This window comes from Microbispora sp. NBC_01389 (assembly GCF_045040095.1).
Classification (GTDB): domain Bacteria; phylum Actinomycetota; class Actinomycetes; order Streptosporangiales; family Streptosporangiaceae; genus Microbispora.
Window position 1 is genome coordinate 6,302,653 of the sequence record NZ_CP109552.1, and the last position, 22,708, is coordinate 6,325,360.

The 22,708-nt window shown below is 74.0% G+C and carries 18 protein-coding genes; 8 read left to right on the forward strand and 10 right to left on the reverse strand.

The genetic code is table 11. From position 1 onward, the window contains the following. Positions 1-45: 45 nt before the first annotated feature. The 4 genes from OG344_RS27805 to OG344_RS27820 form a co-directional block, all read right to left on the reverse strand. Complete coding sequence (locus tag OG344_RS27805; protein WP_405085620.1) at positions 46-2,367, reverse strand: hypothetical protein; 2,322 nt, start codon at positions 2,365-2,367, stop codon at positions 46-48. A 154-nt stretch (positions 2,368-2,521) separates the two neighbouring features. Further along, positions 2,522-3,880: a hypothetical protein gene (locus tag OG344_RS27810; protein WP_405085621.1), complete on the reverse strand. Its 1,359-nt coding sequence runs from the start codon at positions 3,878-3,880 to the stop codon at positions 2,522-2,524. After that, positions 3,877-4,980, reverse strand: a complete 1,104-nt coding sequence (locus tag OG344_RS27815; protein ID WP_405085622.1) for a glycosyltransferase family 4 protein — start codon at positions 4,978-4,980, stop codon at positions 3,877-3,879. The genes OG344_RS27810 and OG344_RS27815 overlap by 4 nt, the downstream gene beginning before the upstream one ends. Positions 4,981-5,001: 21 nt before the next feature. Beyond that, on the reverse strand, positions 5,002-6,237 hold the full coding sequence (locus tag OG344_RS27820) for a hypothetical protein (protein WP_405085623.1): 1,236 nt from the start codon (positions 6,235-6,237) through the stop codon (positions 5,002-5,004). A 197-nt stretch (positions 6,238-6,434) separates the two neighbouring features. Here OG344_RS27820 and OG344_RS27825 point away from each other — a divergent pair, with 197 nt between their 5' ends. After that, complete coding sequence (locus OG344_RS27825) at positions 6,435-7,871, forward strand: hypothetical protein (protein ID WP_405085624.1); 1,437 nt, start codon at positions 6,435-6,437, stop codon at positions 7,869-7,871. A gap of 48 nt (positions 7,872-7,919) precedes the next feature. Here OG344_RS27825 and asnB read toward each other — a convergent pair whose 3' ends face one another. Both asnB and OG344_RS27835 read right to left on the reverse strand, forming a co-directional pair. Next, positions 7,920-9,809 carry an asparagine synthase (glutamine-hydrolyzing) gene (gene asnB / locus OG344_RS27830; RefSeq protein WP_405085625.1) on the reverse strand — a complete coding sequence of 630 codons (1,890 nt, stop codon included), beginning with the start codon at positions 9,807-9,809 and terminating at the stop codon, positions 7,920-7,922. After that, positions 9,809-10,942: a glycosyltransferase gene (locus tag OG344_RS27835; protein WP_405085626.1), complete on the reverse strand. Its 1,134-nt coding sequence runs from the start codon at positions 10,940-10,942 to the stop codon at positions 9,809-9,811. Before OG344_RS27835 ends, asnB begins: the two co-directional genes overlap by 1 nt. Before the next feature lie 419 nt (positions 10,943-11,361). Between OG344_RS27835 and OG344_RS27840 the strand changes: the two genes are divergently transcribed. Genes OG344_RS27840 through OG344_RS27860 form a run of 5 tightly spaced genes read left to right on the forward strand, consistent with a single transcriptional unit; the run spans position 11,362 to position 16,907 of the window. After that, positions 11,362-12,501, forward strand: coding sequence for a glycosyltransferase (locus OG344_RS27840; RefSeq protein WP_405085627.1), 1,140 nt, complete (start codon positions 11,362-11,364; stop codon positions 12,499-12,501). Next, positions 12,498-13,439 carry an NAD-dependent epimerase/dehydratase family protein gene (locus OG344_RS27845; RefSeq protein ID WP_405085628.1) on the forward strand — a complete coding sequence of 314 codons (942 nt, stop codon included), beginning with the start codon at positions 12,498-12,500 and terminating at the stop codon, positions 13,437-13,439. The genes OG344_RS27840 and OG344_RS27845 overlap by 4 nt, the downstream gene beginning before the upstream one ends. A 53-nt stretch (positions 13,440-13,492) precedes the next feature. Continuing rightward, positions 13,493-14,500: an NAD-dependent epimerase/dehydratase family protein gene (locus OG344_RS27850; protein WP_405085629.1), complete on the forward strand. Its 1,008-nt coding sequence runs from the start codon at positions 13,493-13,495 to the stop codon at positions 14,498-14,500. Then, on the forward strand, positions 14,497-15,528 hold the full coding sequence (locus tag OG344_RS27855) for a glycosyltransferase family 4 protein (protein ID WP_405085630.1): 1,032 nt from the start codon (positions 14,497-14,499) through the stop codon (positions 15,526-15,528). The genes OG344_RS27850 and OG344_RS27855 overlap by 4 nt, the downstream gene beginning before the upstream one ends. 2 nt (positions 15,529-15,530) lie before the next feature. Continuing rightward, positions 15,531-16,907: a polysaccharide biosynthesis tyrosine autokinase gene (locus OG344_RS27860; protein ID WP_405085631.1), complete on the forward strand. Its 1,377-nt coding sequence runs from the start codon at positions 15,531-15,533 to the stop codon at positions 16,905-16,907. Between the two features lie 27 nt (positions 16,908-16,934). Here OG344_RS27860 and OG344_RS27865 read toward each other — a convergent pair whose 3' ends face one another. From OG344_RS27865 to OG344_RS27875, 3 genes are all read right to left on the reverse strand, one after another. Then, positions 16,935-17,540, reverse strand: a complete 606-nt coding sequence (locus OG344_RS27865; protein ID WP_405085632.1) for a hypothetical protein — start codon at positions 17,538-17,540, stop codon at positions 16,935-16,937. 87 nt (positions 17,541-17,627) lie between these two features. Then, positions 17,628-19,406 (reverse strand): DUF4012 domain-containing protein, encoded by a 1,779-nt coding sequence (locus tag OG344_RS27870; RefSeq protein ID WP_405085633.1) that lies wholly within the window; start codon positions 19,404-19,406, stop codon positions 17,628-17,630. A 54-nt stretch (positions 19,407-19,460) separates the two neighbouring features. Further along, positions 19,461-20,354: a hypothetical protein gene (locus OG344_RS27875; protein ID WP_405085634.1), complete on the reverse strand. Its 894-nt coding sequence runs from the start codon at positions 20,352-20,354 to the stop codon at positions 19,461-19,463. A 275-nt stretch (positions 20,355-20,629) separates the two neighbouring features. Between OG344_RS27875 and OG344_RS27880 the strand changes: the two genes are divergently transcribed. Both OG344_RS27880 and OG344_RS27885 read left to right on the forward strand, forming a co-directional pair. After that, positions 20,630-21,295 carry a class E sortase gene (locus OG344_RS27880; RefSeq protein ID WP_327046219.1) on the forward strand — a complete coding sequence of 222 codons (666 nt, stop codon included), beginning with the start codon at positions 20,630-20,632 and terminating at the stop codon, positions 21,293-21,295. Positions 21,296-21,306: 11 nt separating this feature from the next. Further along, entirely contained in the window at positions 21,307-21,447 is a 141-nt protein-coding gene (locus OG344_RS27885; protein WP_327046220.1) for a hypothetical protein, read from the forward strand. A 44-nt stretch (positions 21,448-21,491) separates the two neighbouring features. Here the strand turns inward: OG344_RS27885 and mshC are convergent, their stop codons facing one another. Beyond that, positions 21,492-22,703, reverse strand: coding sequence for a cysteine--1-D-myo-inosityl 2-amino-2-deoxy-alpha-D-glucopyranoside ligase (gene mshC, locus OG344_RS27890; RefSeq protein WP_327046221.1), 1,212 nt, complete (start codon positions 22,701-22,703; stop codon positions 21,492-21,494). Between the last annotated feature and the right edge of the window lie 5 nt (positions 22,704-22,708).

Genomic DNA, 22,708 nt, shown 5'->3' on the forward strand with positions numbered 1-22,708 from the left:
CGGCGGGACCCCTCCGGCGGACCCGATCTTGCCGGTTCTTTTACGTCAGGGGAGCCGATAAACGGCGTAGTCGCCCGAGCGGAACCGCAGGGCGGCGACCCGGCCGAGCGCGGCGGCCCCGGCGGACGCGGTGGCCGGGCGCTCGTCGGCCATCAGCCAGCGCACGCCGTACCGGTCGCGGAGCAGCCGCATCCCCTCCGCCGAGGGGGTGGTGAAGGCGAGGTCGTTCAGCCGCAGCCGCTCGGCGTCCCAGAACGGGAGGTTCTCCACCGCCTCCCCCGGCCGCCAGCGCCGCTGGTTCGTCTCCGTGTACGCCCAGCCCTCGGCGAGCACGCGCCGCTCGGTCAGCGCCGACACCCAGAACTGCCGGGTGTCGCAAGGGTCGGCGTACCCCCAGCGGCAGTGCGCGTTCGTCGCCACCAGGTCGTCCGGCGCGGCGTGTGCGCGCAGCCACCGCGCCGCCGGCACCAGGCCCCGGGGCACCGCCCCGGCGGCCACCGGCGGCACGCCCGTGGGGGTGCCCGGCGGCACCGGGTCCACGACGGAAAGCGCCCGGGCCGTCCAGGCGGCGGGCCAGCCCACCGCGCAGAACGCGACGAGCAGGCACGCCCAGGCCCCCGCGCGGCGCCGGGCACGCCGCAGGCGGAAGACGACCGCGACCGCCGTCACCGCGACGACGGCCAGCACGACGTACGGCCGGTAGAGGACGCCGTCCGGCTGTCCGGCGGGCAGCGGCGACCGGACGTCGCAGAGCAGCCGCACGAGGTTCGCGCAGACCACCCCGGCGCAGGCGGCGTACGCGACGGTGCGGGCGGGCAGCGCCGCGCGGCGGACCGCGGTGACGAGCCCGCGGGCGGCGACGATCATCAGGTACGGGTAGGCGGCGCCGAAGAAGTAGAGCTGACCGGCGGCCGGGTGGCCGAGGAGCAGGACGGCCCCCACCGACGCGGCGCCGGTGCCGAGCAGCAGCGTCACGTCGGGCCGCAGGAACAGCCGCGGCCGGTGGCACAGGCCGAGCACCCCGCCCCAGGTGACCGCGAGGCACGCCAGGTAGAGCGCGGTGATCCCCGCGACCGACGCGGCGGGCGGAACCGCGCCGGGGTGACCGGTCAGCTCCCCCCAGGCGCGGCGCAGCAGCGACAGCGGATCGACCCCCATGGCCAGCCGCGCCCCGCCGAACAGCACGAACTGCGCGTACGCGGCGCACGCCACGGTCACGCCGAGCATGGCGAGCTCCGGCCACGGCGGGCGGCGGCTCCTGATCGCCCGCGCCGCCGCGACCAGCGCGAGACCGGCGGCCAGCGGCGGGAGATGGGTCGCCTTCGCCCCCATCACCGCGACGCAGAACACGCCGTACAGGAGCCAGGCGCGCGGGTCCCGCCCGCGGGACCGCAGCAGGCCGATCGCCACCAGCACGAGGGGCGCGAACAGCAGCGCGCCGAACGTCTGGCTCGGGCTGGTCCAGGACTGGAAGCCCCGCCAGGTGAACGTCCCGATGTTCGCCCCCCGGTAGAGGTTCGGGGCGGTCATGAGGACGGTGCCGGTCAGCGCCACCAGAGCGCCGGCGTACGAGCCGGTCACCCGCCGGCCGACCATGGCGAGGAGCACGACGAGGGCGGCCATCATGGGCGGCATGCCAAGGCGGAACAGCAGCACCAGCGGCTCGACGCCGGTGATCCAGCTCGCGGCGGCGAAGTGCGCGTAGACGAACCAGTGGTACGACAGCGGCTCCCCGGCGACCATCGGCGATATCGGCGGCACATGGTGCCTCAGCTCGCCGATCAGGGCCAGATGGTAGGGCATGTCGGCGTCGGAGACGGCCAGCCCCGGCCAGGTGAGGGCGTTGCTCCGGAGGAACGTCGCGACGGCCAGCGCCAGCAGGTAGAGCATGGTCAGGGCGAGCGCCCACGACCACCACAGCGGCGCGGGCCGGCGGGGCGGCCGTCTCCAGTGGCCGCGCAGCGACGGCCGCGCCAGATGCAGGGCGTACACGGTGGCGGGCCAGGCCAGCACCAGCAGGGGCAGCCCGGCCGCGCGGGCGGCGACGTAGGCGAGCGTCTCCAGCGCGTAGCCGAGGGCCAGGCCGAGGGCCGCCTCCTCCGCCGCCGTACGGAGATGAAGGAGATGGCCCGGCAGCAGGGCCCGGATCAGCAGCACGCCGGGAACGGCCAGGCACACGACGGCGTACGCGCTGAAGACGAGCAGGTCGCGCGGGGAGACGCCGAAGCGGAGCAGCACCATCGCCGTGAGCGAGGCCGTCGTCGCGGCGGGAAGCCATGGGGACCGCAGGGCGCTCCCGGCCGCGTCCGCGACCGGTGCGGCGGCGGGAGGACGGACGGGTGAAGTCGTCTCCATACGCGTCTCCATGCGCGTCATCCTGACGACCCGCCTGTGACGCGACGGCGCCGACACCCGGCGCGCGTTCTTTCCTTGCCCGTTGTTGTAGGGGCGTTGTCAGGGCCGTCTGTCAGGGCCGGGGCGTCTGTCAGGGCCGGGGCGTCTGTCAGGGCCGGGGCGTCTGTCAGGGCCGGGGCGCCGGCACGCGGGCGTCCGCCGGGGCCGGCCGGCTGGGGGCACGGTCGGGGGCACGGCGGAGGAGGTGCCGCGCCGACAGGATCCAGAAGCCGGTGCCGAGGACGGCGAGGGCCAGCGTCCCCCAGGCGAACAGGCGGGCCGTCGCCTGGGCACCCGGCGCCGCCCAGCCGGCCGCGAGCAGCGTCGCGACGAGCAGGGCCGCCTCGGCGCCGAGGTAGCTGAGCCGCCATCCCGACCTGCCCAGGGCCATGGGCAGCACGTTGGACCAGCAGGCCGCTCCTCTCACGCAGGCGGCGCACAGGAGGGGCGCCGCCACCGCGCCGGCGGCCGCCTGGGCGGGGCCGTAGACCAGGGCGACGACCGGGACCAGGGCCGGCACCGCGACGGCGGCCGTCGCCACGCCACCGACGGTCATCAGCCGCGTCACGCGCGCGACGTCGCGTCTCATGACGGCCGCACCGGCGCCCGCCGCGACGGCCCGGGCGAGCCGCGGATACAGCATCGCGGCCACCGGAATCGCGAGGTTGGCGTAGAACCGCCCGGGAGCCATGGCGATCTTGAGGATGGTGACGAGGGGCGGGCCGCCGACGAGGCCCGCGACGGCGAGAATGCCCGAGTCGGAAATCCCCGCGATCGTCGTGCCGGCCGTGGCCGGAAAAGTGAACCGGAGCAGCCCGGCGGGCAGCGGTGGACTGCCCGTGGGCATGCCGAGTGCCCGGGCGACGACCCGCCCGGCGAGCAGGCAGAACCCCGCCGCCGCCAGCAGGGCGGCCGCGGCCTGACCGGCCAGGTAGAGCAGCGGGCCGCCGGTGAGCAGCCCGGCGAACGAGAGCGCGACCGACAGCAGCGCGCCCAGCACGCGGACGATCCCCGACAGAGTCAGCCGGTCCGCCAGCGCGAACCCGGCGAAGGCCGTGCCGTACGGCGCCATTGCTCCCCGGCCCACCGCCGACAGGGCGAGCGTGAGCGCGAAGCCCTCCGAGGTCAGGCCCGCGAGCCGGGCGCCGAACACGGCCGCGAGGGCGAGGACGGTCGCCGCGAGGCCGATTCCCGCGTCCAGGCGCAGGAGGCGGAGGAAGAGCGCGGCGCCGCGCCCGCCGCGCGCCTGTTCCAGGGGGACGAACCGCTGGGCGGCGTTCTCCAGGCAGGGATCGCACAGCAGGAACCACAGGTTGGCGAGGGACTGGGCGAAGACGACCTGGCCGGTGGCCTCGGTTCCCGCGACGCGGACGAGGGCCACCAGGGCGAGGGTGGGCAGCAGTGCCTCGCCGAGACCTGCCGCGCTCAGCGACGTGAAGGTCCGCAGGTGCCGCCGTCCGGGCGGCCGGACCCCTCCCGTCGTCACGGTTCCGCCGGTGCGGGAGTCCCGTGGACGACGCGTTCGTACAGCCGCTCGACGCGCGCGGCCACGAGCGGCCAGTCGAGGCCCTCCACGGCCCGCATCCCCTTCTCGGTGGCCTGCCGTGGCAGACCGCCCTGGTCGAGGAGATCACGCAGCCCGGCGGCCAGCCCTGCCGCCGACCCCGAGCGGAACATCCGATAGCAGTCCGGCGGGACCACCGGGTCGAGCGAGGCGTCCGACGACGCCAGGACGGCGGTGCCGAGCGCCAGCGCCTCCAGGGCCGCGAGCGGGATCCCCTCGCCGACGCCGGACAGCCGGCGCGACGACTGCACGAAGACCTCCGCCCGGCTCACCAGCGCGCGGACCTCGTCACCGGACAGGTGCCCGGCGAGCTCCACCCCCGGGCAGGCCGCCGCCAGCCGCCGCAGCCGGTCGCGTTCCGGCCCGTCCCCGGCGATGACCAGGCGCGCGTCCGGCCGGTCGGCCCGCACCCGGCCGAACGCCTCGACGGTCAGCTCGTGGTTCTTCACCGGCACGAGCGATCCCACGCTGACGACGAGGCCGCGCTCGCGCGGGCCGCACCGGAACCCGCGGAGACGGTTCAGGTCCACGCCGCTCGGCACGACGTGGACCAGCCGTCCGGGCACACCGGCGGCGAGCAGGTCGGCCCTCGGCCGCGCGCCCACCACGGCGAAGCCGGCCACATGGCGGAACGCCCACGGCATGACCGGGCGGTGGCGCATCGCGAGGGCGCCGTGGACGTGGAGCACGAGCGGGACGCCGAGGCGCCGCGCCGCCGGGCCGAGCGCGAGCGCCTCCCGGTGGTCCCCGTGCAGATGGACGACGTCGAGCGGGCCCGCGGTGCGCAGGGCCCGGGCGCACTCGACGGCGAAGCCCGCCTCGTCCGACCGCAGCGAGACGACCCGGGCGGGCCAGGTGCGCGCCGGGCGCAGCGGCTCCGCCCCCGGCGGGCAATCACCCCGCCGGTGCGCGACGGCCACCTCGTGCCCGCGCCGCAGTTGCTCGCCAACGAGCCGTTCGACATAGCGTTCCTTGCCGCCGGGCTCGGGTGGCAGGCGATGGGCGATGTGCAGAATCCTCACGGCCGGCTCCTGGCTGGTGTGTCACAGACGCGCGTGTTCCCGGGGCACGGCCGCCGAGAGGCTCTCGCTGGAGCGTTTGCGGGAGTACGTCCACCCCACCGCCGACAACAGGCTCACGGCCATGACGATGGGCATGCGCTGCCGGAAGATGAGCCCGATGTTGCTCATGCTGGTGGCATAGGCGACCGTGCAGGGGACGACGAAGACCAGGATGAGCACGAGAACGCGACGGTTGTGCCGCCACAGGTGCCGCCCGCCCCGCACCGCGCAGAGGACGAGGTAGTACCAGACCAAAGTCTCGATCTTGCCGAGCTGCAGCACGAGGCTGCCGCCCGTCCACGGGAACGGGGACAGCAGCGTGTAGAGGAGTTTCGGCCCGAACGCGCCCCACGGGTCACCACCGTCGGCGAAGACGACTCCCGAGCCGCCTTCGGCGTTCGCGCCGCGGACCGTCTCCGACTGCGCCTGTTCGAACTGCTGCCGCGGCGTATCCACGGCCACGTTCGTGGTCGCCTCGGGGAAGAAGACGAACAGCGACAGGGCGCCGGCCAGCAGGGCCAGCGTGCAGAGCGGAAGCGCCCGCCTGGCCCCGGACAAGCCGAACAGGAGCGGTCCCGCGCACATGAAGACCATGTACGGCCGCACGTTCCACAGCGCGCACAGCAGCGGTGCGAGCAGCACCAGTTTGCGGAGGTCGAACCGCCGCACGTTCGAGGCGGCCAGCCCGAGGCACGTCACCACGAGGAAGGCGTTGAACCCGTCCTTGAAGGTGTCCGACGTGTGCAGCAGGAACGCGGGCATGAACGCCGTGAGCACGAGGAGCCGGAAGGCGGCCCGCTCGTCGGCGCCCACCACCCTGGCGAACCGGTACATAACGACGCACAACGCGCAGGCGACCAGTGCCACCACGGACGTGCAGGCGAGCGAGGCCCGGCCGCCGCACAGGTAGACGACGAGCGCGAAGATGTTGCACGGCACCGCGACGTGCTCCAGGTTCGGCAACTGGTCGGAGGTGACGAACTGGATGCCGGCGTGGTTCCAGTACGCCGCGATCTCCAGAGCCCTCTTCTCGTAGCCGAAGTTGTCACCGCCGTACGGCAGCAGTCCGGTCCGTATGACCAGGGTGTGGATGAGCAGCCGCACGGCGAACGCCAGGAGCAGCACCCCTGTGACGGGCCCCGCCGCCCGCCGGTCCAGGCACGCCTGCACCAGGAAGACGAGCGTTGCCGCGGCCACCGCGACGATTGCGTACTCCACGAAGAAATCACCCGAACGCTGTGGTGGGAGGGGGGCTCCGGCACTTCCCGCCAAGGTAACCGTAAGCCGCCGGAGAACACCCGCGCGGAGGGGCCGGACAACGCCAAGACCCCCTAAAGAAACCAAACGCGCCAGAGAATCGCCGGATCGTGGCGTGCCTGTGCCCGGCCATCGCCCCATGCTGTTACAACGGCGACATGGCAGAACTCCTGACCAGGACGACGGCTCCCCCAGAAGGCGCCGCCCGGGGAAAATCGGTGGCCAGGACGCGCCGCGTCATCACAGTCGTCACGGCGGGGTTGCTGTTTCTTCTCACAATGGCCCGGCGCCCCGCCCGGGAATTCCATTACGACGCCACGTCGTACTGGGCCGGTTCAAAGGCCGGATGGGAGGTGCTCCTCCACGGCGGCTGGGCGACCAAGGCCACGTTGACCCCGATGGCCGCCGGCAGGGCCGGTCCCACCGGAGCCGCGACGCTCGACACCATGTTCGAGTTCCCCCTTCGTCTCCGTGGGGTTCTGACCTACCTCGTCTACGCTCCGGCGGCCCTGGTGGACCGGGTCCTCCCCGGCGCGGGCGCCGTCGCGGTCCTCGCCGAGAACGCGCTGATCCTGGCACTGGCCGGGGCCGTGCTGCTGCCGGCCATCGCCTGGCGGCTCGGGGCGCGAAGCCCTCTGGTGGTCTGCCTGTGCGCCGCCCTGGCCTGGATCGCCGGCGCGGGTTTCGCGCCGTACCCGCTGATGGACCTGCCCGCGGCCGCCGCGTTCGTCTGCGCGGTCCTGTTCGCCTCGGCGAGGTCCCGGTGGGCGATCGCCCTGACGGGACTGTTCGCGGGGGTGGCCCTCAACATCCGGCCGGCTTACCTCCTCCCCCTCGCCGCGTTGGCGGCGGCGTCGGTGGCCGTCCACCGGCTGCGCGCCCTGTGGACACTGCCCGGCCTGACCCTCGCCCTGCTCCCCCAGTTCGCGCTCAACCTCGTGCTGAACTACGGCTGGCTCCCCGCGCCGCCCCTCACCGCTCTCCTGGCGCGCTACCAGGCCGAACTCGGCTCCTACATCGTCCGGTACGACACCGTCCTGCCCGGCGCCCCCCGGCTGTTCTACTGCGATCCCCTCATGGCGTCCGTCTCCCGGGGCGGGCCGGTGCGGACCCTGCTGGCCGGCCTGCCGTGGTCGCCCGGCTTCCTCGCGGAGAAGTTCTCGGCCGCCCTGGCCTGGTCGGGGTCGACACCGTACAGCGCCCCGGCCGGCGTGGAGGACTTCGGCCTCCTGCTGCCGATCGCGGCGGTGACCGTGTGCGGAGGAACGGCGCTGGTCGCGGCGGCGGTGCGCGCCCGCGCGGGAGTGCCGCGCGGCCACGCGCCGACGGTGGTCGCGGCGTTCCTGGGAGCCGCCGCCACGCTCGTCACGACGACGACCGAGGCGCGCTTCGCCCTGCCCGTGGTGCTGCTCGGCGTGGCGGGCTGCGCCCTGCTCGTGCCGCGCGCTCTGGGGGGAGACGCCCGGATGGGCCGCGGCTGGTGGCTCGCGGCCGGGACGGTGACGGCGCTCGTGGTGGCCTTCGCCGTGCTGGGCCTGCGGCACCCCCTCTCGTCGGAACCGACGGATCCGGCGGCCTGCGCCGCCCTGCGTTGACCCTGCGCCGACCTGCGTTGACCCTGCGCCGACGTCCGGCGCTGAGGTTCAGCGCGGGACGTTTACCGGCTGAACGGCGCGGGTCCGCTGCCAGAGCTCGAACTGGATCAGCGACCAGAGGACGCCGCTGTGGTCGGCGCCGTCCATATGGCCCGTCAGCAGTTCGCGTACGGCCGCCGGCCGGAACAGGCCACGGGCCCGCGCCGTCTCGTCGGCCAGCACGTCCCAGGCGAGATCGCGCAGCTCGCCGCGCAGCCAGGAGGCGAGCGGGACGCCGAACCCCTTCTTGGCACCGTCCACCAGCTCGGGCGGCAGCCAGGGGGCGACGGCCCGCCGCAGCAGGACCTTGGTGCGGCGGCCCCGGACCTTCAGCTCCCGGGGCAGCCCGGCCGCCCACTCGACCAGGTGATGGTCGAGGAACGGCGACCTGCCCTCCAGCGAGTGCGCCATCGTCGTGGTGTCCATCTTCACCAGGAGAGCGCCCGGGAGGTAGGTCAGCATGTCGACGTCCTGGGCCCGGCCGAGGTCCGTCCCCGCGCGGGAGGCAGTGAAGAGCACCTCCAGCAGCCCGTCACCGCCGGCACGGGCGAGTGCGCGGCCGAGCTCGTCGCCGTAGAGCAGCGCCTTCCGCGCCTCTCCGCAGTGGCGCATCAGTCCCGCGTACCGGCGTGCGGGGGGCTCGGCGGCGAACCGGAGGACACGGCCGACCCGCCGCCGCAGGGTCCCGTACTCGCTGCGCTCCACCATCCCGGCGCCCAGCCGCCGGCACGCGGCGGCGAGCGGCGACGGCAGGCGGGGCAGCGCGCGCGCCATGTCCATGAGGGCGTAGCGCTGGTAACCGCCGAAGGACTCGTCGCCGCCGTCGCCGTTCAGCGCGACCGTCACGTGCCCCCGGCTCAGCTCGGCCAGGTAGAAGCAGGGGATCGCCGAGGAGTCGGCGAACGGCTCGTCGAACTGCCGGGCCAGGCGGGGCACCACGTCGAGCATGCCGGAGGTGACGACCAGCTCGTGGTGGTCGGTGCCGTACATGCGCGCGACCAGCCACGCCTTGTGGCGCTCGTCGTACGACGCCTCCTCGAACCCGATGCAGAACGTCCGGACCGGCTCGGCGCTGTGCGTCGCCATCGCGGCGACCACCGCCGACGAGTCGATCCCGCCGGACAGGAACGCCCCCACGGGCCGCTCGCCCATGAGGCGGATCCGCGTCGCCTCAAGGATCAGCTCGCGCAGCCGCTCCTCCTCCGCGCGGGGGTCGGCCACCCTCCGCGGCGTCCAGTCGGGCGACCAGTAGCGGTGTGTCTCGCTCCGGCCCTTCTCCCAGATCAGCACGTGCCCGGCCGGGAGCTTGCGCACCCGCCGGTAGATCGACCACGGCGCGGGGACGTACTGGTAGGTGAGGTAGAGGTCGAGGGCGACCGGGTCCAGCTCCCTGTCCATTCCCGGGTCCTGGGCGAGTGACTTCAGCTCCGACCCGAACCAGATGGTGCCGCCCTCTCCGCGCCAGTAGAGCGGCTTCTTGCCGGCCCGGTCCCGCCCGAGCACGAGCCGCCCGCGCGCCCGGTCCCAGATCGCGAAGGCGAACATCCCGCGCAGCCGGTGGACCAGGTCGGCGCCGTGCTCCTCGTAGAGGTGCACGAGGCATTCCGAGTCGCCGCCGGACCGCAGCCGGTGCCCGCGCCGTTCCAGGTCGCGGCGCAGTTCGGCGTAGTTGTAGATCTCTCCGTTGAAGACGGCGACGACCATGCCGTCCTCACTGTGGACCGGCTGGCCACCGGTAGCCACGTCGACGATCGCGAGCCGCCGCATGCCGAGCGCCGCGCTCTCGTCGTGGTAGTGACCCTCGCCGTCCGGCCCCCGGTGCGCGATCATATCGCACATCCGCCGCACCAGATCCGGGTCCGGCCCAGCCGTCGAGACCATTCCCGCGATCCCGCACATCAGGCCGTCGCTCCGTACGCCAGTTCCTCGTAGAGCCGTTCGAACCACTCCGCCGTACCCGCCATGTCCAGGCCCTCGGCGGAGGCCAGGGCTCCGGCCCGCAGGTCCCGGTGCGGTCCCGGTTCCATGGCCCGGAGCATCGCCCCGGCCAGGCCGGGCACGGAGCCCGGCTCGGTCAGGATCCCGTTGTGTCCGGAGACGACCAGGTCGGGCACTCCGCCCACCCGGGTGGAGACGACGGGCACCCCGGACGCGAGCGCCTCCATGACCACCACCGGGAGCCCTTCGTGGTCGGACGAGAGGACCAGGACGTCGGCGGCGGCGACCAGCCTGCCCGCCCGGGGGACCTGCCCCAGGACCCGTACGGAGCCGTCCAGGCCGCGGGCCGCCACCTCCCGGACGATCTCGTGCCGCAGCGGGCCGTCGCCCGCGAGCAGGAACAGGGCGCCGGGTCTGCGCCGTACGACCTCCGCCGCCGCCTCGACGAGCAGGCGGTGGTTCTTCTGCGGGCGGAAGTTGGCCACGCAGGCGAACAGGAAGGCGTCGCCGGGCACCCCGAACTCGCGCCGCACCTGGTCCGCCCGGGCGCTCCACCTCCGCTGCTCCGCCACGTCGACGCCGTGGACGCGGGTGAGCACGCGGCGGCAGCCGGCCGTCGCCTTCGACCGCGCCACGAGCGGCGCCACCGCGACCGTGCAGTCGTCGAGCCCCCTGGTCAGGCGGTCGAGCCCCCCGAACCTGCGCCAATGTTCGTTGTGCACGGTCACGACCAGAGCGGGCCGCCCTGTGATCCGCCCTGCGAGCCACCCTGTCATCCGCCCTGCGAGCCGGACGAACAGGCGCAGGACGACGGCGGGCGCCGGGGAGTGGACGTTCAGCACGTGGGGCGCGAGCCCGCGGACCGTGGCGACGAGCCTGGCGTAGACGAGCGGGCGGGGGCACGCGCTGAGATCGACGACGCCCACGCCGGCCGCCCGCAGGCGCTCCGTCAACTCGCCCGTGGACGCGCGCATGCAGACCACGGTGTAGCGGAGAACGTCCGTGCGGGCCCGCAGCAGCCGCTCCACCAGCAACACCTCGGCGCCGCCGACGTCGAGGGTCTTCACGACCTCGCACACCCGTAGATCACTCATTCCGCTCCCGATCGCGTCCCGGCCGTCGTGCGCCGATTTATTTGTCCGATTCTTTGTCTGATTCTTTGTCCGCTCGGGGCGAAATCGCGGCCCGGACCGGCCCGTCGCCGCCCGTAACGGCCCGGCAGCGCAAGAAAATCGCCGGAAACACCCGGCGGCAAGGCGCACACGGCATCTTGGCTTTTTCTTTCCGGCGAAGTCCGGCCACTTTTCCGTTGATCCGGCGCCGCCAATTCGGTGATCAGGTGATCGATCACGCGGAAGTACCGGAATCGGAAACTCTTGTCCGGCGCGGTGCGCACGCGGCGGCGCGGGCGCGGCGGCGGGTTAGCTTTTCTCCTCGTGAAACAGCTCTGTGAGCGAGGAGCCCCGTGCTGACATCGGACGGCCGTATTCGTGTCATGGAAATCATCGCGCGCATGAACATCGGAGGCCCCGCGACCCAGGTCATGGGACTGTACGAGGGTCTCGGCCGCGAGGAGTTCGACCACCGCCTCTACACCGGCCATGTCGACGGCGACGAGGGCGACCGGCTCCTCAGCGGGGACGGCGCGACGCGGGTGCACCGCGTCACCGGGCTCGGCCGGGCGGTCCGGCCCGCCGACGACTGCCGCGCGCTCGCCCGCCTGGCCGGCGCCATGCGGGAGTTCCGGCCGCACATCGTGCACACCCGCACGGCCAAGGCCGGGGCCCTGGGGCGTACGGCCGCCTGTCTCGCCGGCGTCCGCGCGGCCCGGGTGCACGTGTTCCACGGACATCTGCTCCACGGCTACTTCTCGCCGGCGAAGCGGCGCCTCTACGTCATGGCCGAACGGCGCCTGGCCGCGATGACCGACCGCCTGGTGGCCGTCGGCGCACAAGTCCGCGACGACCTGCTCGCCGCCGGGATCGGGCGGCCGGAGCAGTACATCGTCATCCCGCCCGGCGTTTCGCTGGGCCGGGTCCCCGGCCGCGCGGCGGCGCGCGCCGCCCTGGGCCTTCCACCGGACGTGCCCGTCGTCGCCTTCGTCGGCCGCCTCACGCGGGTGAAACGGCCCGACCGGTTCGTCGCCGCCGCCCATGCCGTGCTCCGCCGCCTGCCCGCGTGCCGGTTCGTCGTCTGCGGAGGCGGCGAGCTGAGCGGGGAGGTGGAGCGCGCCGCGGCGGAGGCGCCGCGCTCCTTCCATCTGCTCGGGTGGCGGCGGGACGTCGAGACCGTGTACGCCGCGGCCGACGTGGTCATCCTCACCTCCGACAACGAGGGCACGCCCCTGACGCTCGTCGAGGCGGGCATGACCGGGACCCCCGTCGTCGCCACGAGGGTGGGCAGCGTCGCCGAGGTCGTCCACGACGGCTCCACCGGGTTGCTCGCGGCTCCCGACGCCGGCGAACTGGCCGGGCACACCGTGCGCCTGCTGTCCGATCCCGCGCTCGCCTCCCGGATGGGTGCGGCCGCGCTGCGCTGGACGACGGCGGCCTTCGGCGTGGAGCGGCTGGTCGCCGACACCGAGGATCTCTACCGGGAGCTCTACCGGTCGCCGGCGACCACGTCACGACGGCTCAGGGGGAGCGTCGCATGAGGGTCCTCGTCACCGGCGGCGCCGGCTTCATCGGCGCCAACCTCTGCCGGACGCTCACGAACCGGCCGGAGGTCGAGAGCGTCACGGTGCTGGACGACTTCAGCACCGGGAGCCGCGCCAACCTCCACGACGCGGGCGTCCGCGTGATCGAGGGCAGCATCCTCGACCGGGACCTCCTGGCGGAGATCGTCCCTGGCGCGACGCACGTGATCCACCTCGCGGCCCGGCCGTCGGTGCCGAGGTCCCTGGCCGATCCCATCGCCTCGCACACCGTGAACGCGACGGGCGCCCTGCACGTGCTCGACGCCTGCCGGGCCACCCGGCCGCACGTCGTGCTCGCGTCCTCGTCGTCGGTGTACGGCGACTGCCGCGAGCCGCACAAGCACGAGGACCTTCCGGCGCGGCCGCTCAGCCCGTACGGCGCCGGCAAGCTCGCGGCGGAGGCGTACGCGCTGGCCTACGCGGCGAGCTACGGCCTGCCGGTCCTGCCGTTCCGCTTCTTCAACGTCTACGGGCCGCTCCAGCCGGCCGGTCACGCCTACGCCGCCGTCGTCCCGGCCTTCGTCTCCGCCGCCCTGGCCGGGCGGCCGGTCCAGATCCACGGGGACGGCGAGCAGTCACGCGACTTCACCTTCGTGGGGTCGGTGGCCGGCGTCGTGGCCGAGGCCGCAGTACGCCGGATCACCAGCCGGAGACCGGTGAACCTGGCGTTCGGCACGCGGGTGTCCCTGCTCGGCCTCAGGCAGGCGCTGGAAGCCGTGCTGGAGCGGCCGATCGAGGTGGAGTTCCGGCCGGCGCGGGCGGGCGACATCAGGGACTCCCGGGCGTCGTCCCGTCTGCTGCTGGACCTGCTCCCCGGAATCCGGCCCCTGCCGCTGGACGAGGGGCTCCGCCTGACCGTGAGCTGGTTCGAGAAGGCCGCGCACCCGCGCGGCTGACCATCCCCGATGCGACCCGTCAACCGCCATCTACGTGGAGAGAAGTGTTGACCATGCCGAGCGCACACACCACATATCTGATAACGGGCGGAAGCGGCTTCGTCGGATCCCATCTGACCGACGCCCTGCTCGCGCGGGGCGACTCGGTGACCGTTCTGGACGACATGTCGACCGGGCGCCGCGAGAACCTCGCGCGACACGCGGGCGATCCCCGGCTGCGGCTGGTGCGGGGCTCGGTCCTCGACCCCCTCCTGGTCGACGAACTGGTCCACCAGTGCGACGTGGTCGTCCATCTCGCCGCGGCGGTGGGCGTGAAGCTGATCGTGGAACGCCCGCTCCGCTCGCTGATCACGAACATCCGCGGCACGGAGACCGTGATCGAGTCGGCGCACCGCCACCGCCGGAAGGTCCTCCTCACGAGCACGAGTGAGATCTACGGCAAGAACTCCGCGGGGCCGCTCAGCGAGTCGGCCGACCGCGTCCTGGGCAACCCCGGCGTCGCCCGCTGGTCCTACAGCACGGCCAAGGCCGTGGACGAGATCCTGGCCAACGCCTACCACCGGGAACGCGGCCTGCCCGTCGTCGTCGTCCGGCTGTTCAACACGGTCGGCCCCCGGCAGAGCGGCGCCTACGGCATGGTCATCCCACGCCTCGTCAGACAGGCGGTCGCCGGCGCCCCGCTGACCGTCTTCGGCGACGGCACCCAGACCCGCTGTTTCACCCACGTGCTCGACGTCGTACGGGCCCTGGTCGAGTTGCTGCACCACGACGGCGCGGTCGGCCGGACCTTCAACATCGGCCGCAGCGACGAGGTGAGCATCCTGGAGCTCGCCAAACTGGTCGTCGAGCTCAGCGGGAGCACCTCCGGCGTCGACCTCGTCCCCTACTCCGACGCCTACGGCGCGGGCTTCGAGGACATGGCCCGCCGGGTGCCCGACACCACACGACTGCGCGAGCTCACCGGATGGACAACTCGCCGGACGCTCGACGACATCCTGCTGGAGACCATCGCCGAGGCCCGGGCGGAACAGGCGGCGGCGCAGGCGGCGGCGCGGCGATGAACGGCCCGGCCCTCCTCACCGCCGCGGCGGGCGCCCTCCTGCTGTCGGCCGCGACGACGCCCCTGCTCAGACGTGTGGCGCTGTGCTGGGACGTCACCGACCGGCCCGGCGGCCACAAGACGCACCGGCGTCCCACTCCCTTCCTGGGCGGCCTCGCGATCATGCTGGGCGCCGTCGTCCCTCCGGCCGTCCTCGCGGGTCCGGCCGACCCCCGCGCCGTCGCGATCGTCGCGGGGGCGCTGGCCGTGACGCTGCTGGGGCTGATCGACGACCTGCGGCAGCTGTCTCCGGGTGCCCGGCTGGCGGTCGAGTCGCTGGCGGCCGGAGGGGTGGTGCTGACCGGTGTGCAGGCGCCCGTCACCGGAGGCTGGCCGGACATCCCGATCACCACGCTGTGGATCGTCGTCATCACCAACTCCTTCAACCTTCTCGACAACATGGACGGCGCCCTCGGCGCGGTCGCCGCGGCGAGCGCGGCGACCCTGGCGGCGGTGGCCTTCCTGTGCGCCCAGCCGGTGATCGGGATGGTCCTCGTGAGCCTGCTGCTGTCCGTCGCGGGGTTCCTCCCGTACAACTGGGCGCCGGCGAAGATCTTCATGGGGGACGCCGGCTCGCTGTTCATCGGGTTCGTCCTCGCCTGCTCGGCGGCGCTGCTGGTCACCGGCCGGGACCGCGTCACCGCGGTCGCCGGTCTGCTGCTGCCGGCCTTCGTCGCGACCGTCGACACGGGGGTCGTGCTGCTGTCCCGGAAGAGGGCGGGACGCCCCCTGACGCAGGGCGGGACCGACCATCTCTCCCACCGCCTGTGCGGGCTCGGGCTCGGCCCGGCGCTCACGGCCGTGACCCTGGCCGTGATCGCGTCCGTCGCCGGACTGCTGCACCTGGCGATGTTGCTGGGCTGGGTCACCCCGCTCAGCGCGGCCTCCGTCGGAGTGGTGGCCGCCTGCGCGCTCATCGGCCTGCCGCAGCGGGTGCGGGTCTACCCGCGGGCTCTTCCACAGACGTCATCTCCGACCGGAAAGCGATGATCATGGACTCTCTCTACTACGCCCGGCTCGTCCGCAGGAACTGGCTGGTGCTCCTGCTCGCGCTGGGCATCGGGGTGGGCGCCGCCCTCGCCGTCACCGCGCGCACCCCGCCCAAGTACGTCGCGACGATGACCATGCTGCTGACCGCCGACGAGACGGACGACGACATCTCCGCCGCCCTCCAGGCCGGGGCGCTGTCCGCACAGCGGGTGCAGTCGTACGCGACCCTGCTGACCAGCCGCAGGGTGGTGAGACAGGCCGCGGACGGGGACCCCGAGGCGCTCCAGGGGAACATCGTCGCCGAGGTCGTGCCCAGCACCTCCATGCTCCGCGCGAGCGTCACCGACACCGACCCGGCGCGGGCGGCCCGGGCGGCCAACGCCCTGGGCGCCGCGTTCACGAAAGTGATCAACCAGATCAGCGGGCCCGCGGCGGGGGACCACCCCGTGCTCCGGATCACCGTGATCGACCCGGCCGAGACCCCGACGGCGCCGGTCTCGCCCAACCCGCCGGTCAACGTCGCGCTCGGCGCGCTGATCGCGCTGTTCATCGGCATCGGCAGCCTGGTCCTGCGCGACCGGCTGGACACCACGATCAAGACCAAGGAGGCGTTGCAGCAGGCCACCGGAGGCACCGTCCTCGGGACCGTCGCCCTCGAACGGGACGCGCGGGACCACCCCCTGATCGTCCGGGACACCGGCCGGTCGTCGCGATCGGAGTCCTTTCGCTCCCTCCGGACGAACCTGCAGTTCAAAGGAGTGGACCGGGAAGTGAGGTCGCTGGTGGTGACCAGCTGCCTGCCGGAGGAGGGCAAGTCCTCCACCGCCGCGAACCTCGCGATCACCATGGCCGAGGCGGGATGGCGCGTGCTCCTCGTCGACGGCGACCTCCGCCGGCCGCGCCTCGGCGGTTACCTGGGCATCGAGGCGGGCACCGGCCTCAGCGACGTGCTCATCCAGCAGGCCCGGCTGGAGGACGTCATCCAGACGTGGGGCCGGCCGGGCCTGTCCGTGCTGCCCAGCGGCAGGATCCCGCCGAATCCCAGCGAACTGCTCGGCTCCCGGGGCATGGGCACGCTGCTGGGCCGGCTCCGCGAGGAGTACGACATGGTCGTCATCGACGCGCCGCCGCTGCTGCCCGTCACCGACGCCGCCGCCCTCTCGGCGGTCTGCGACGGCGCCCTGCTCGTCGTACGGCACGGCAGGACGCGGCGCGAGCACGTGCTGCGCGCGGAGGAGATGCTGTCGTCGGTCGGCGCCCGGCTCGTCGGAACGGTCCTGAACTTCGTCCCGGTCAAGCAGGACGACCGCTATGGGTACGCCTACGCACCACAGGCGGCCCAGGAGACGCTGCCGGACGCCGCTCCGGCGCACATGTGAGCGGCCCCGTGCCGGCTCGCCGCGGGTTCAGGGCGCCGGCACGGGTCCGAGCGGGCGCGGCAGGACGGCGAGCGAGTCCGCGATGACGCGGGCCGCCTCGCGGTAGGCCCTGCGGGAACCTCCGTAGGGGTCGGCGATGTCGGGCCGGTCCACCCGGACCAGCCCGCGCAGCGCCCTCACCTCCTCCAGCAGCACCCGGGCCCGGGCGGCCGGGTCGCCGTCCTCCGGCACCCGGCCGGTGGGGACCGCGCGGGCCAGCGCCCCGAACTCGGCGATCGTGAACGCGTGCCGTGCCGCGACGGGACACAGGGCCACCGCCGCGGCACGGTGCTCACGCGTGGCCCCCAGCACGAGATCGGCTCCGGCCACCGCCTCGGCGGTGAGCGGCCGCGCGGCGAAACCCGACGGATCCCCGCCGAGCCGCAGCAGCTCCACGCGCGCCCGCTCGCTCATCGGTTGCCCCTCGGCCGCGCGGGTTCCCGCGCTGCCCACCAGGATCGGCGAACCGGGCCCGAGGGCCGCCAGGGCGAGCCGCTCGGCCATGGCCGATCTGCAGATGTTGCCCGTGCACACGAACAGGATGCGGAACCGGCCCGGATCGTCCGGCACGCCGCTCGCGTACGTACGCTCCATGGGCGGGACGCTAACCCGCGCCCGGCGCGCCGCCGCCGGGGGCGCGCCGGGCCTTTACGGTTCCCGTCCGGTCCGCCTCACGGTCTGTCAGGACGAGCAGCCCCTGTCGTCGGCGGTCACCGCCGTGCGCTGCGGGCGGACCAGCGGCTGCACGGGGACCACGGGAGCCGCCCGCGCGTACGGTTCGAGCAGGTCGAACTCCAGCGTCCGCGACTGGCCCGGCGCGAACTCCAGCACCTTGGAGAACACGGGATGCGACCGCTCGGTCTCCGAATAGAACGGGACCGGCCGGCCGTCGAGCCGGACCGCCGCCGCCCTGGCCCCCGTCGCGCCGTACAGCGACACCCACAGCAGGTTGGAGCCGGCGGCGCGCGGACGCCGCGGGGTGTCGAGGCGGCCGGTGACGTACGCCGGGAGAGTCCCGCGCGGCACGTCGTTGGTCAGCCGGATCCGCACCGTGGAGGCGCGCGTGCCGTCCGGGCGGCACGGGCCGAGGGCATAGGTGAGCGAGCGGTCCAGGTAGTAGTCCAGTTTGGTGCCGGCCGAATTGTTGACCACCAGCCCGGCGTAAGGCCCCGGCCGTTCCGGCAGCACACCGCCGAGCGGCGTCTCCGCGAGACGGCGCTGCTCGCCGGCGGCCCGGCTCCAGACCCGCAGCCGCTGCTCGCCCACCATGCGGGAGAGGGCCGGCAGCAGCCGGACGGGATCGCTCAACCGGCGGGTCAGCGCCTCGCTGACCGCGCCCGCGATGCCGATCAGGTACTTCTTGCGCTCGCGGGGGTCGGGATAGCGGGCGTACGCCGCCCGCTCCGTCAGGTCGACCACGCCGCCCGCCGTCACCGTCTCGCCGCCGGGCAGCCGCACCGGCCCGGTCACGTCCAGGAGATAGGACAGACCGACGGGGTCGGTCGCCACGGCGCCGTCGAGCGTCTGGCCGGTCTGGCGCCGCCACAGCCCCGTCCAGGTCGTCGCGGCGTACGGGAAGTGCGGGGAGAGGTTGGAGACCGACAGCATGGTGGTGGGTCCGCGCCCGTACCGCGAGACGAACCGCGGGCCGAGGTCGGCGACGGGCTCGGGGCTGCTCGCGAGGCCGTTGTCGGCCGACAGCCGCGTCACCGACAGGCTGCCGTGGTCGGCGGTGAGGACGCCGATCGCGCCGACGAGCCCGCCGGTGCCGCGGGCCTCGGCGTTCGTCTCGAAGGCCAGGAAGTAGCGACGGGGGCCGTCCCGGCCGAGCATGGGCGGCAGGAGCGCGGCGGCCTCCGCCCCCCGGCTCAGGAAGCCGCGCAGCCGGGCCGCCTCGCGCAGCACGGCGCCGCGCGCGCCGTCCAGCGCGGCCAGCCCGGTCGACGCCGGAGTGCGCGCCATGAGCGCCCTCGCCGCCTCCACCCGGGCCGTGGCGTCGCGCAGAACCGGCGCCATCGCGTCGAAGGCGTCGATCGCCCGCCGCATGTCTCCCGGTGCCCGGGCGCCCGCCGTGAGGAGGGGCGCGGCCGAGCGCTCCACCCGGACCAGCGCGCCGGTGATGTCCGCGACCGACGCGGCGAGGCCCCGGGCCGTGGCGGCGCCGTCGCCCACCACGGGCAGGTGCGTGAGCATCGCCCAGTAGGCGCCGCCGCTCAGCCGCCGCGCCTCGGCCGCGTGCCCCAGGGCTTCGGCGAGCGCCGCGGCGGCCGGGCTGTCCGGACCCAGGTTTCCCGGGTCGAGGTCGCCCGGCCGCGCCCGGAGCAGCGCGGCCCGCGCCGCGTCCAGGTGGTCGCGCACGCCGAGCCCGAGATGGACCGCCCAGCCCCCGGCCAGCGTGAGGCCGAGGGCCAGCGTCGGCAGGCCGGCGACGGCCAGCCTGCGGGTTCTGCCGTGTGTCACCGGATCACCGCGTGTCACCAGATCACCGTGTGTCACCGGACTACCGCGCCGGTGCTACCCGGCATCGGTGGAGCGCCGCCGCCGCGCGGCGACGAGGGTGCTGCCGAGCGCGACGGCCAGCAGGCCCGCACCGGCGGCGGCCAGACCCACCGGGGCGCCCGTGAACGGCAGCCGGGCGCCGCCGGCCGGGCCGGCCGCGGCGACCGGCGCGGGACCGGCCATCTCCTCGGGCGCCAGGCCGGCCGGCGCCTCGTCCGCCTCGTCCTCGTCCGCCTTGTCCTCGTCGGTCTCCTCCTCGTCGGTGGTGTCCTTCTCGGGGAACTCCTCCTCGGCCGTCTCCCGGCCCTCCTTCTCCGGGACTCCCTCCTCGCCGGTGGCCTCCTTCCCGGGAAGCTCCTCCGGCTCTCCCTCGACGTCCGAGGCCTTGCCGGCTCCCACCGGAGCCTCCGGCCACTGCTCCGCGCTCTGCGTCGCGTTCTGCAGTGGCGCGACCTCGCCTCCGGGCGCACCGGCGCCCGCACCGGCGCCCGGGCCGATGGCCGGGCCGATGCCGGTGACCCCCGGGCCCGTGCCCAGACCCGTGCCCAGACCCGTGCCCGTGCCCGTGCCCGTGCCCGCGGCGATGGGCTGCGCGTTGCCGGACTTGGTGTCGTTGTAGGTGTAGGCCAGCGGATAGCTCCAGCCGCCGACGTTCTGGTTCCAGATCCCGCCGTTGTTGTTGTTACACGTGTTGCCCGTGCAGACGGGCCGCTGCTCGGCCGTCCCCGGCTCGTTCTCCTGCATGACCGGGCTCACGTCCACGTCCTCGCCCGGCTCCTCGGCGTTCTCCAGGGTGACGGGCTCCGGCGAGAGGCCCGGCTCGTCCTCCGCCGGGGCGACCGGTGACATGACGGTCCGCGCGGCCGCGGCCGCGGGGATCCCGAGCGTCAGGCCACCCGCGACCGTCACCGCCAGAAGAATGGGTAGGGTGTTTTTTCGCGCCACTTTGGACTCCCGATAACGGCGTTCACATAAATGAGCATCTGCCCGGCGACTGTTATAAGCGGCGGCGAAGATCGGCTCGATCGCGGCGCACGGCACTTACCGAACGATCGGCCAGGGTTCTCGGTACGTTGACCGCGAGCCACTCACCGCTCCCGCGCCGTCACCGCGGGTGCCAAAGATTTCGCCAACGCCCCCCGCGCGACGGCCGCCGATCGGCACCGGAAGGCGATACTCGGTCCGTGACTCGGTCCGTGCGCGGAGATGACGGCGGAGCCGTGACGGCGACCGTCCGGGTGGTCGGCGAGCTGTGCCTGCCCGCCGGGCTGGTCCTGCTGCTGTTCTACGCGTACCTGCTCTGGGGCACCGGCGCGGAGACCGAACGGGAGCAGCGCGTCCTGCAGCGGCGGCTGGGGGAGGTCTTCCTGCGGCACGAGGGGCACGGCTCCCCGGGCGGGGCCGGGATCGGCGACGCCCTGGCGCTGCTGCGCATCCCGCGCCTGGGCGCCGGCTACCGGTTCGCCGTCGTCGAGGGCGTCGGCCCCGACGAGCTGCGCAAGGGTCCCGGTCACTACCCCGGCACCGCCCTGCCCGGTCAGGTGGGCAACTTCGTGCTCTCGGGGCACCGCACCACCTACGCCGCGCCGTTCAACCGGATCGACGAACTGCGGCCCGGCGACGACGTCGTGGTGGACGCGCCGGACGCCCGCTACACCTACCGGGTGCGGGGCAAGGAGGTCGTGGACCCCGGCGACCTGGACGTCGTCGATCCCGTTCCGGGGCATCCGGCGCGACGGCCCACGCGGGCGCTGATGACCATGACCACGTGTGATCCCAAGTTCTCCGCGGCACGGCGCCTGATCGTGCGGAGCGAGCTCGTCCGCCGCGAGGAACGCCGGGATCGGTAGGGGGATCTCCCATGTACAGGTTCCTGTGGAGGCGGCTGCCCGGCGGCACCCCGCTCCGGCTGACGATCACCGTGCTGCTGGCCGGAGCCGCGGTGGCCGCGCTGTGGTACGTCGTGTTCCCCTGGGCGGCCCCGCGCCTGCCGATGGGATAACCGGCCGAGGGGATGAGGGTGGTCCAAGGGTGATCAGAGAGCGGTCAGAGGGCGACGCCGAGCAGCGCGTCGGCGACGTCGCGGACCAGCGCGGGCGAGGAGGCGTCGTCGCCCTCCCCGGCCGCCCAGGCGTCGATCGCGGCGATCGCGCCGGGCGTGTCGAGGTCGTCCGCGACCCGCTCGCGAACCGCGGCGAGCACGGCGTCGCCCGCGGGCCCCGCCGGACGCGCCACCGCCGCGCGCCACCGCGCCAGCCGGGCCTCCGCCTCGGGGAGCTGGCCGGCCGTCCACTCCCAATCGGTGCGGTAGTGATGCGCCAGCAGGGCGAGCCGCACGGCCATGGGGTCGGTCGCCGGCCGCAGCCGGGAGACGAACACGAGGTTGCCCTTGGACTTCGACATCTTCTCGCCGTCGAGGCCGACCATGCCGGCGTGCACGTACGCCCGGGCGAACGGCCACTCGCCGGTGGCCACATGGCCCTCGCAGGCGCCCATCTCGTGGTGGGGGAAGATCAGGTCGGAGCCGCCGCCGGCGACGTCGAACCCGGTGCCGAGGTTGCGCAGGGCGATGGCCGTGCACTCGACGTGCCAGCCCGGCCTGCCCCGGCCGAACGGCGAGTCCCAGGAGGGCTCGCCCGGCCGCTCGGCCCGCCACAGCAGCCAGTCGAGCGGGTGGCGCTTGCCCTCCCTGCCGGGGTCTCCCCCACGCTCCGCGAACAACGCGAGCATCGTCTCCTCGGAGTATCCCGAGACCGCGCCGAACTTCGGCGCCGCCGTGACGGAGAAGTAGACGTCGCCGTCGATGTCGTAGGTCGCGCCGCGCTCGGTCAGCCGGCCGATCACCGCGGTGATCTCGTCGATCGTCTCGGTGACTCCCACGTACTCACGGGGCGGCAGGATGCGCAGCGCCTCCATGTCGGAGCGGAACAGCTCGATCTCCCGCTCGCCGAGTGAGCGCCAGTCGGTGCCGGTCGCCGCCGCCCGCTCCAGCAGCGGGTCGTCCACGTCGGTGGCGTTCTGCGTGTAGTGCACGTCGTGGCCCGCGTCCCGCCAGGCCCGGTTCACGAGGTCGAAGGCGAGGTAGGTGTTGGCGTGCCCAAGATGCGTGGCGTCGTACGGCGTGATGCCGCAGACGTACATCCGGGCCTCTCCCGTGGGGGCCGTCTCCCGCACCTCTCGGGCGGCGGTGTCATACAAACGGAGCGGAAGGCCCGGACCAGGCAGCTTGGGGACATTCGGAGCAGACCACGATCGCATGGTGT

Bases quoted from the DNA above. Each gene is read 5' to 3' on its own strand.
- asnB (WP_405085625.1), bottom strand. From the start codon at position 9,809: ATGTGCGGGATCGCGGGAATGGTCTCGACGGCTGGGCCGGACCCGGAT.
- OG344_RS27850 (WP_405085629.1), top strand. From the start codon at position 13,493: ATGCCGAGCGCACACACCACATATCTGATAACGGGCGGAAGCGGCTTC.
- mshC (WP_327046221.1), bottom strand. From the start codon at position 22,703: ATGCGATCGTGGTCTGCTCCGAATGTCCCCAAGCTGCCTGGTCCGGGC.
- OG344_RS27825 (WP_405085624.1), top strand. From the start codon at position 6,435: ATGGCAGAACTCCTGACCAGGACGACGGCTCCCCCAGAAGGCGCCGCC.
- OG344_RS27885 (WP_327046220.1), top strand. From the start codon at position 21,307: ATGTACAGGTTCCTGTGGAGGCGGCTGCCCGGCGGCACCCCGCTCCGG.
- OG344_RS27860 (WP_405085631.1), top strand. From the start codon at position 15,531: ATGGACTCTCTCTACTACGCCCGGCTCGTCCGCAGGAACTGGCTGGTG.
- OG344_RS27805 (WP_405085620.1), bottom strand. From the start codon at position 2,367: ATGGAGACGCGTATGGAGACGACTTCACCCGTCCGTCCTCCCGCCGCC.
- OG344_RS27845 (WP_405085628.1), top strand. From the start codon at position 12,498: ATGAGGGTCCTCGTCACCGGCGGCGCCGGCTTCATCGGCGCCAACCTC.
- OG344_RS27855 (WP_405085630.1), top strand. From the start codon at position 14,497: ATGAACGGCCCGGCCCTCCTCACCGCCGCGGCGGGCGCCCTCCTGCTG.
- OG344_RS27840 (WP_405085627.1), top strand. From the start codon at position 11,362: ATGAACATCGGAGGCCCCGCGACCCAGGTCATGGGACTGTACGAGGGT.
- OG344_RS27835 (WP_405085626.1), bottom strand. From the start codon at position 10,942: ATGAGTGATCTACGGGTGTGCGAGGTCGTGAAGACCCTCGACGTCGGC.
- OG344_RS27865 (WP_405085632.1), bottom strand. From the start codon at position 17,540: ATGGAGCGTACGTACGCGAGCGGCGTGCCGGACGATCCGGGCCGGTTC.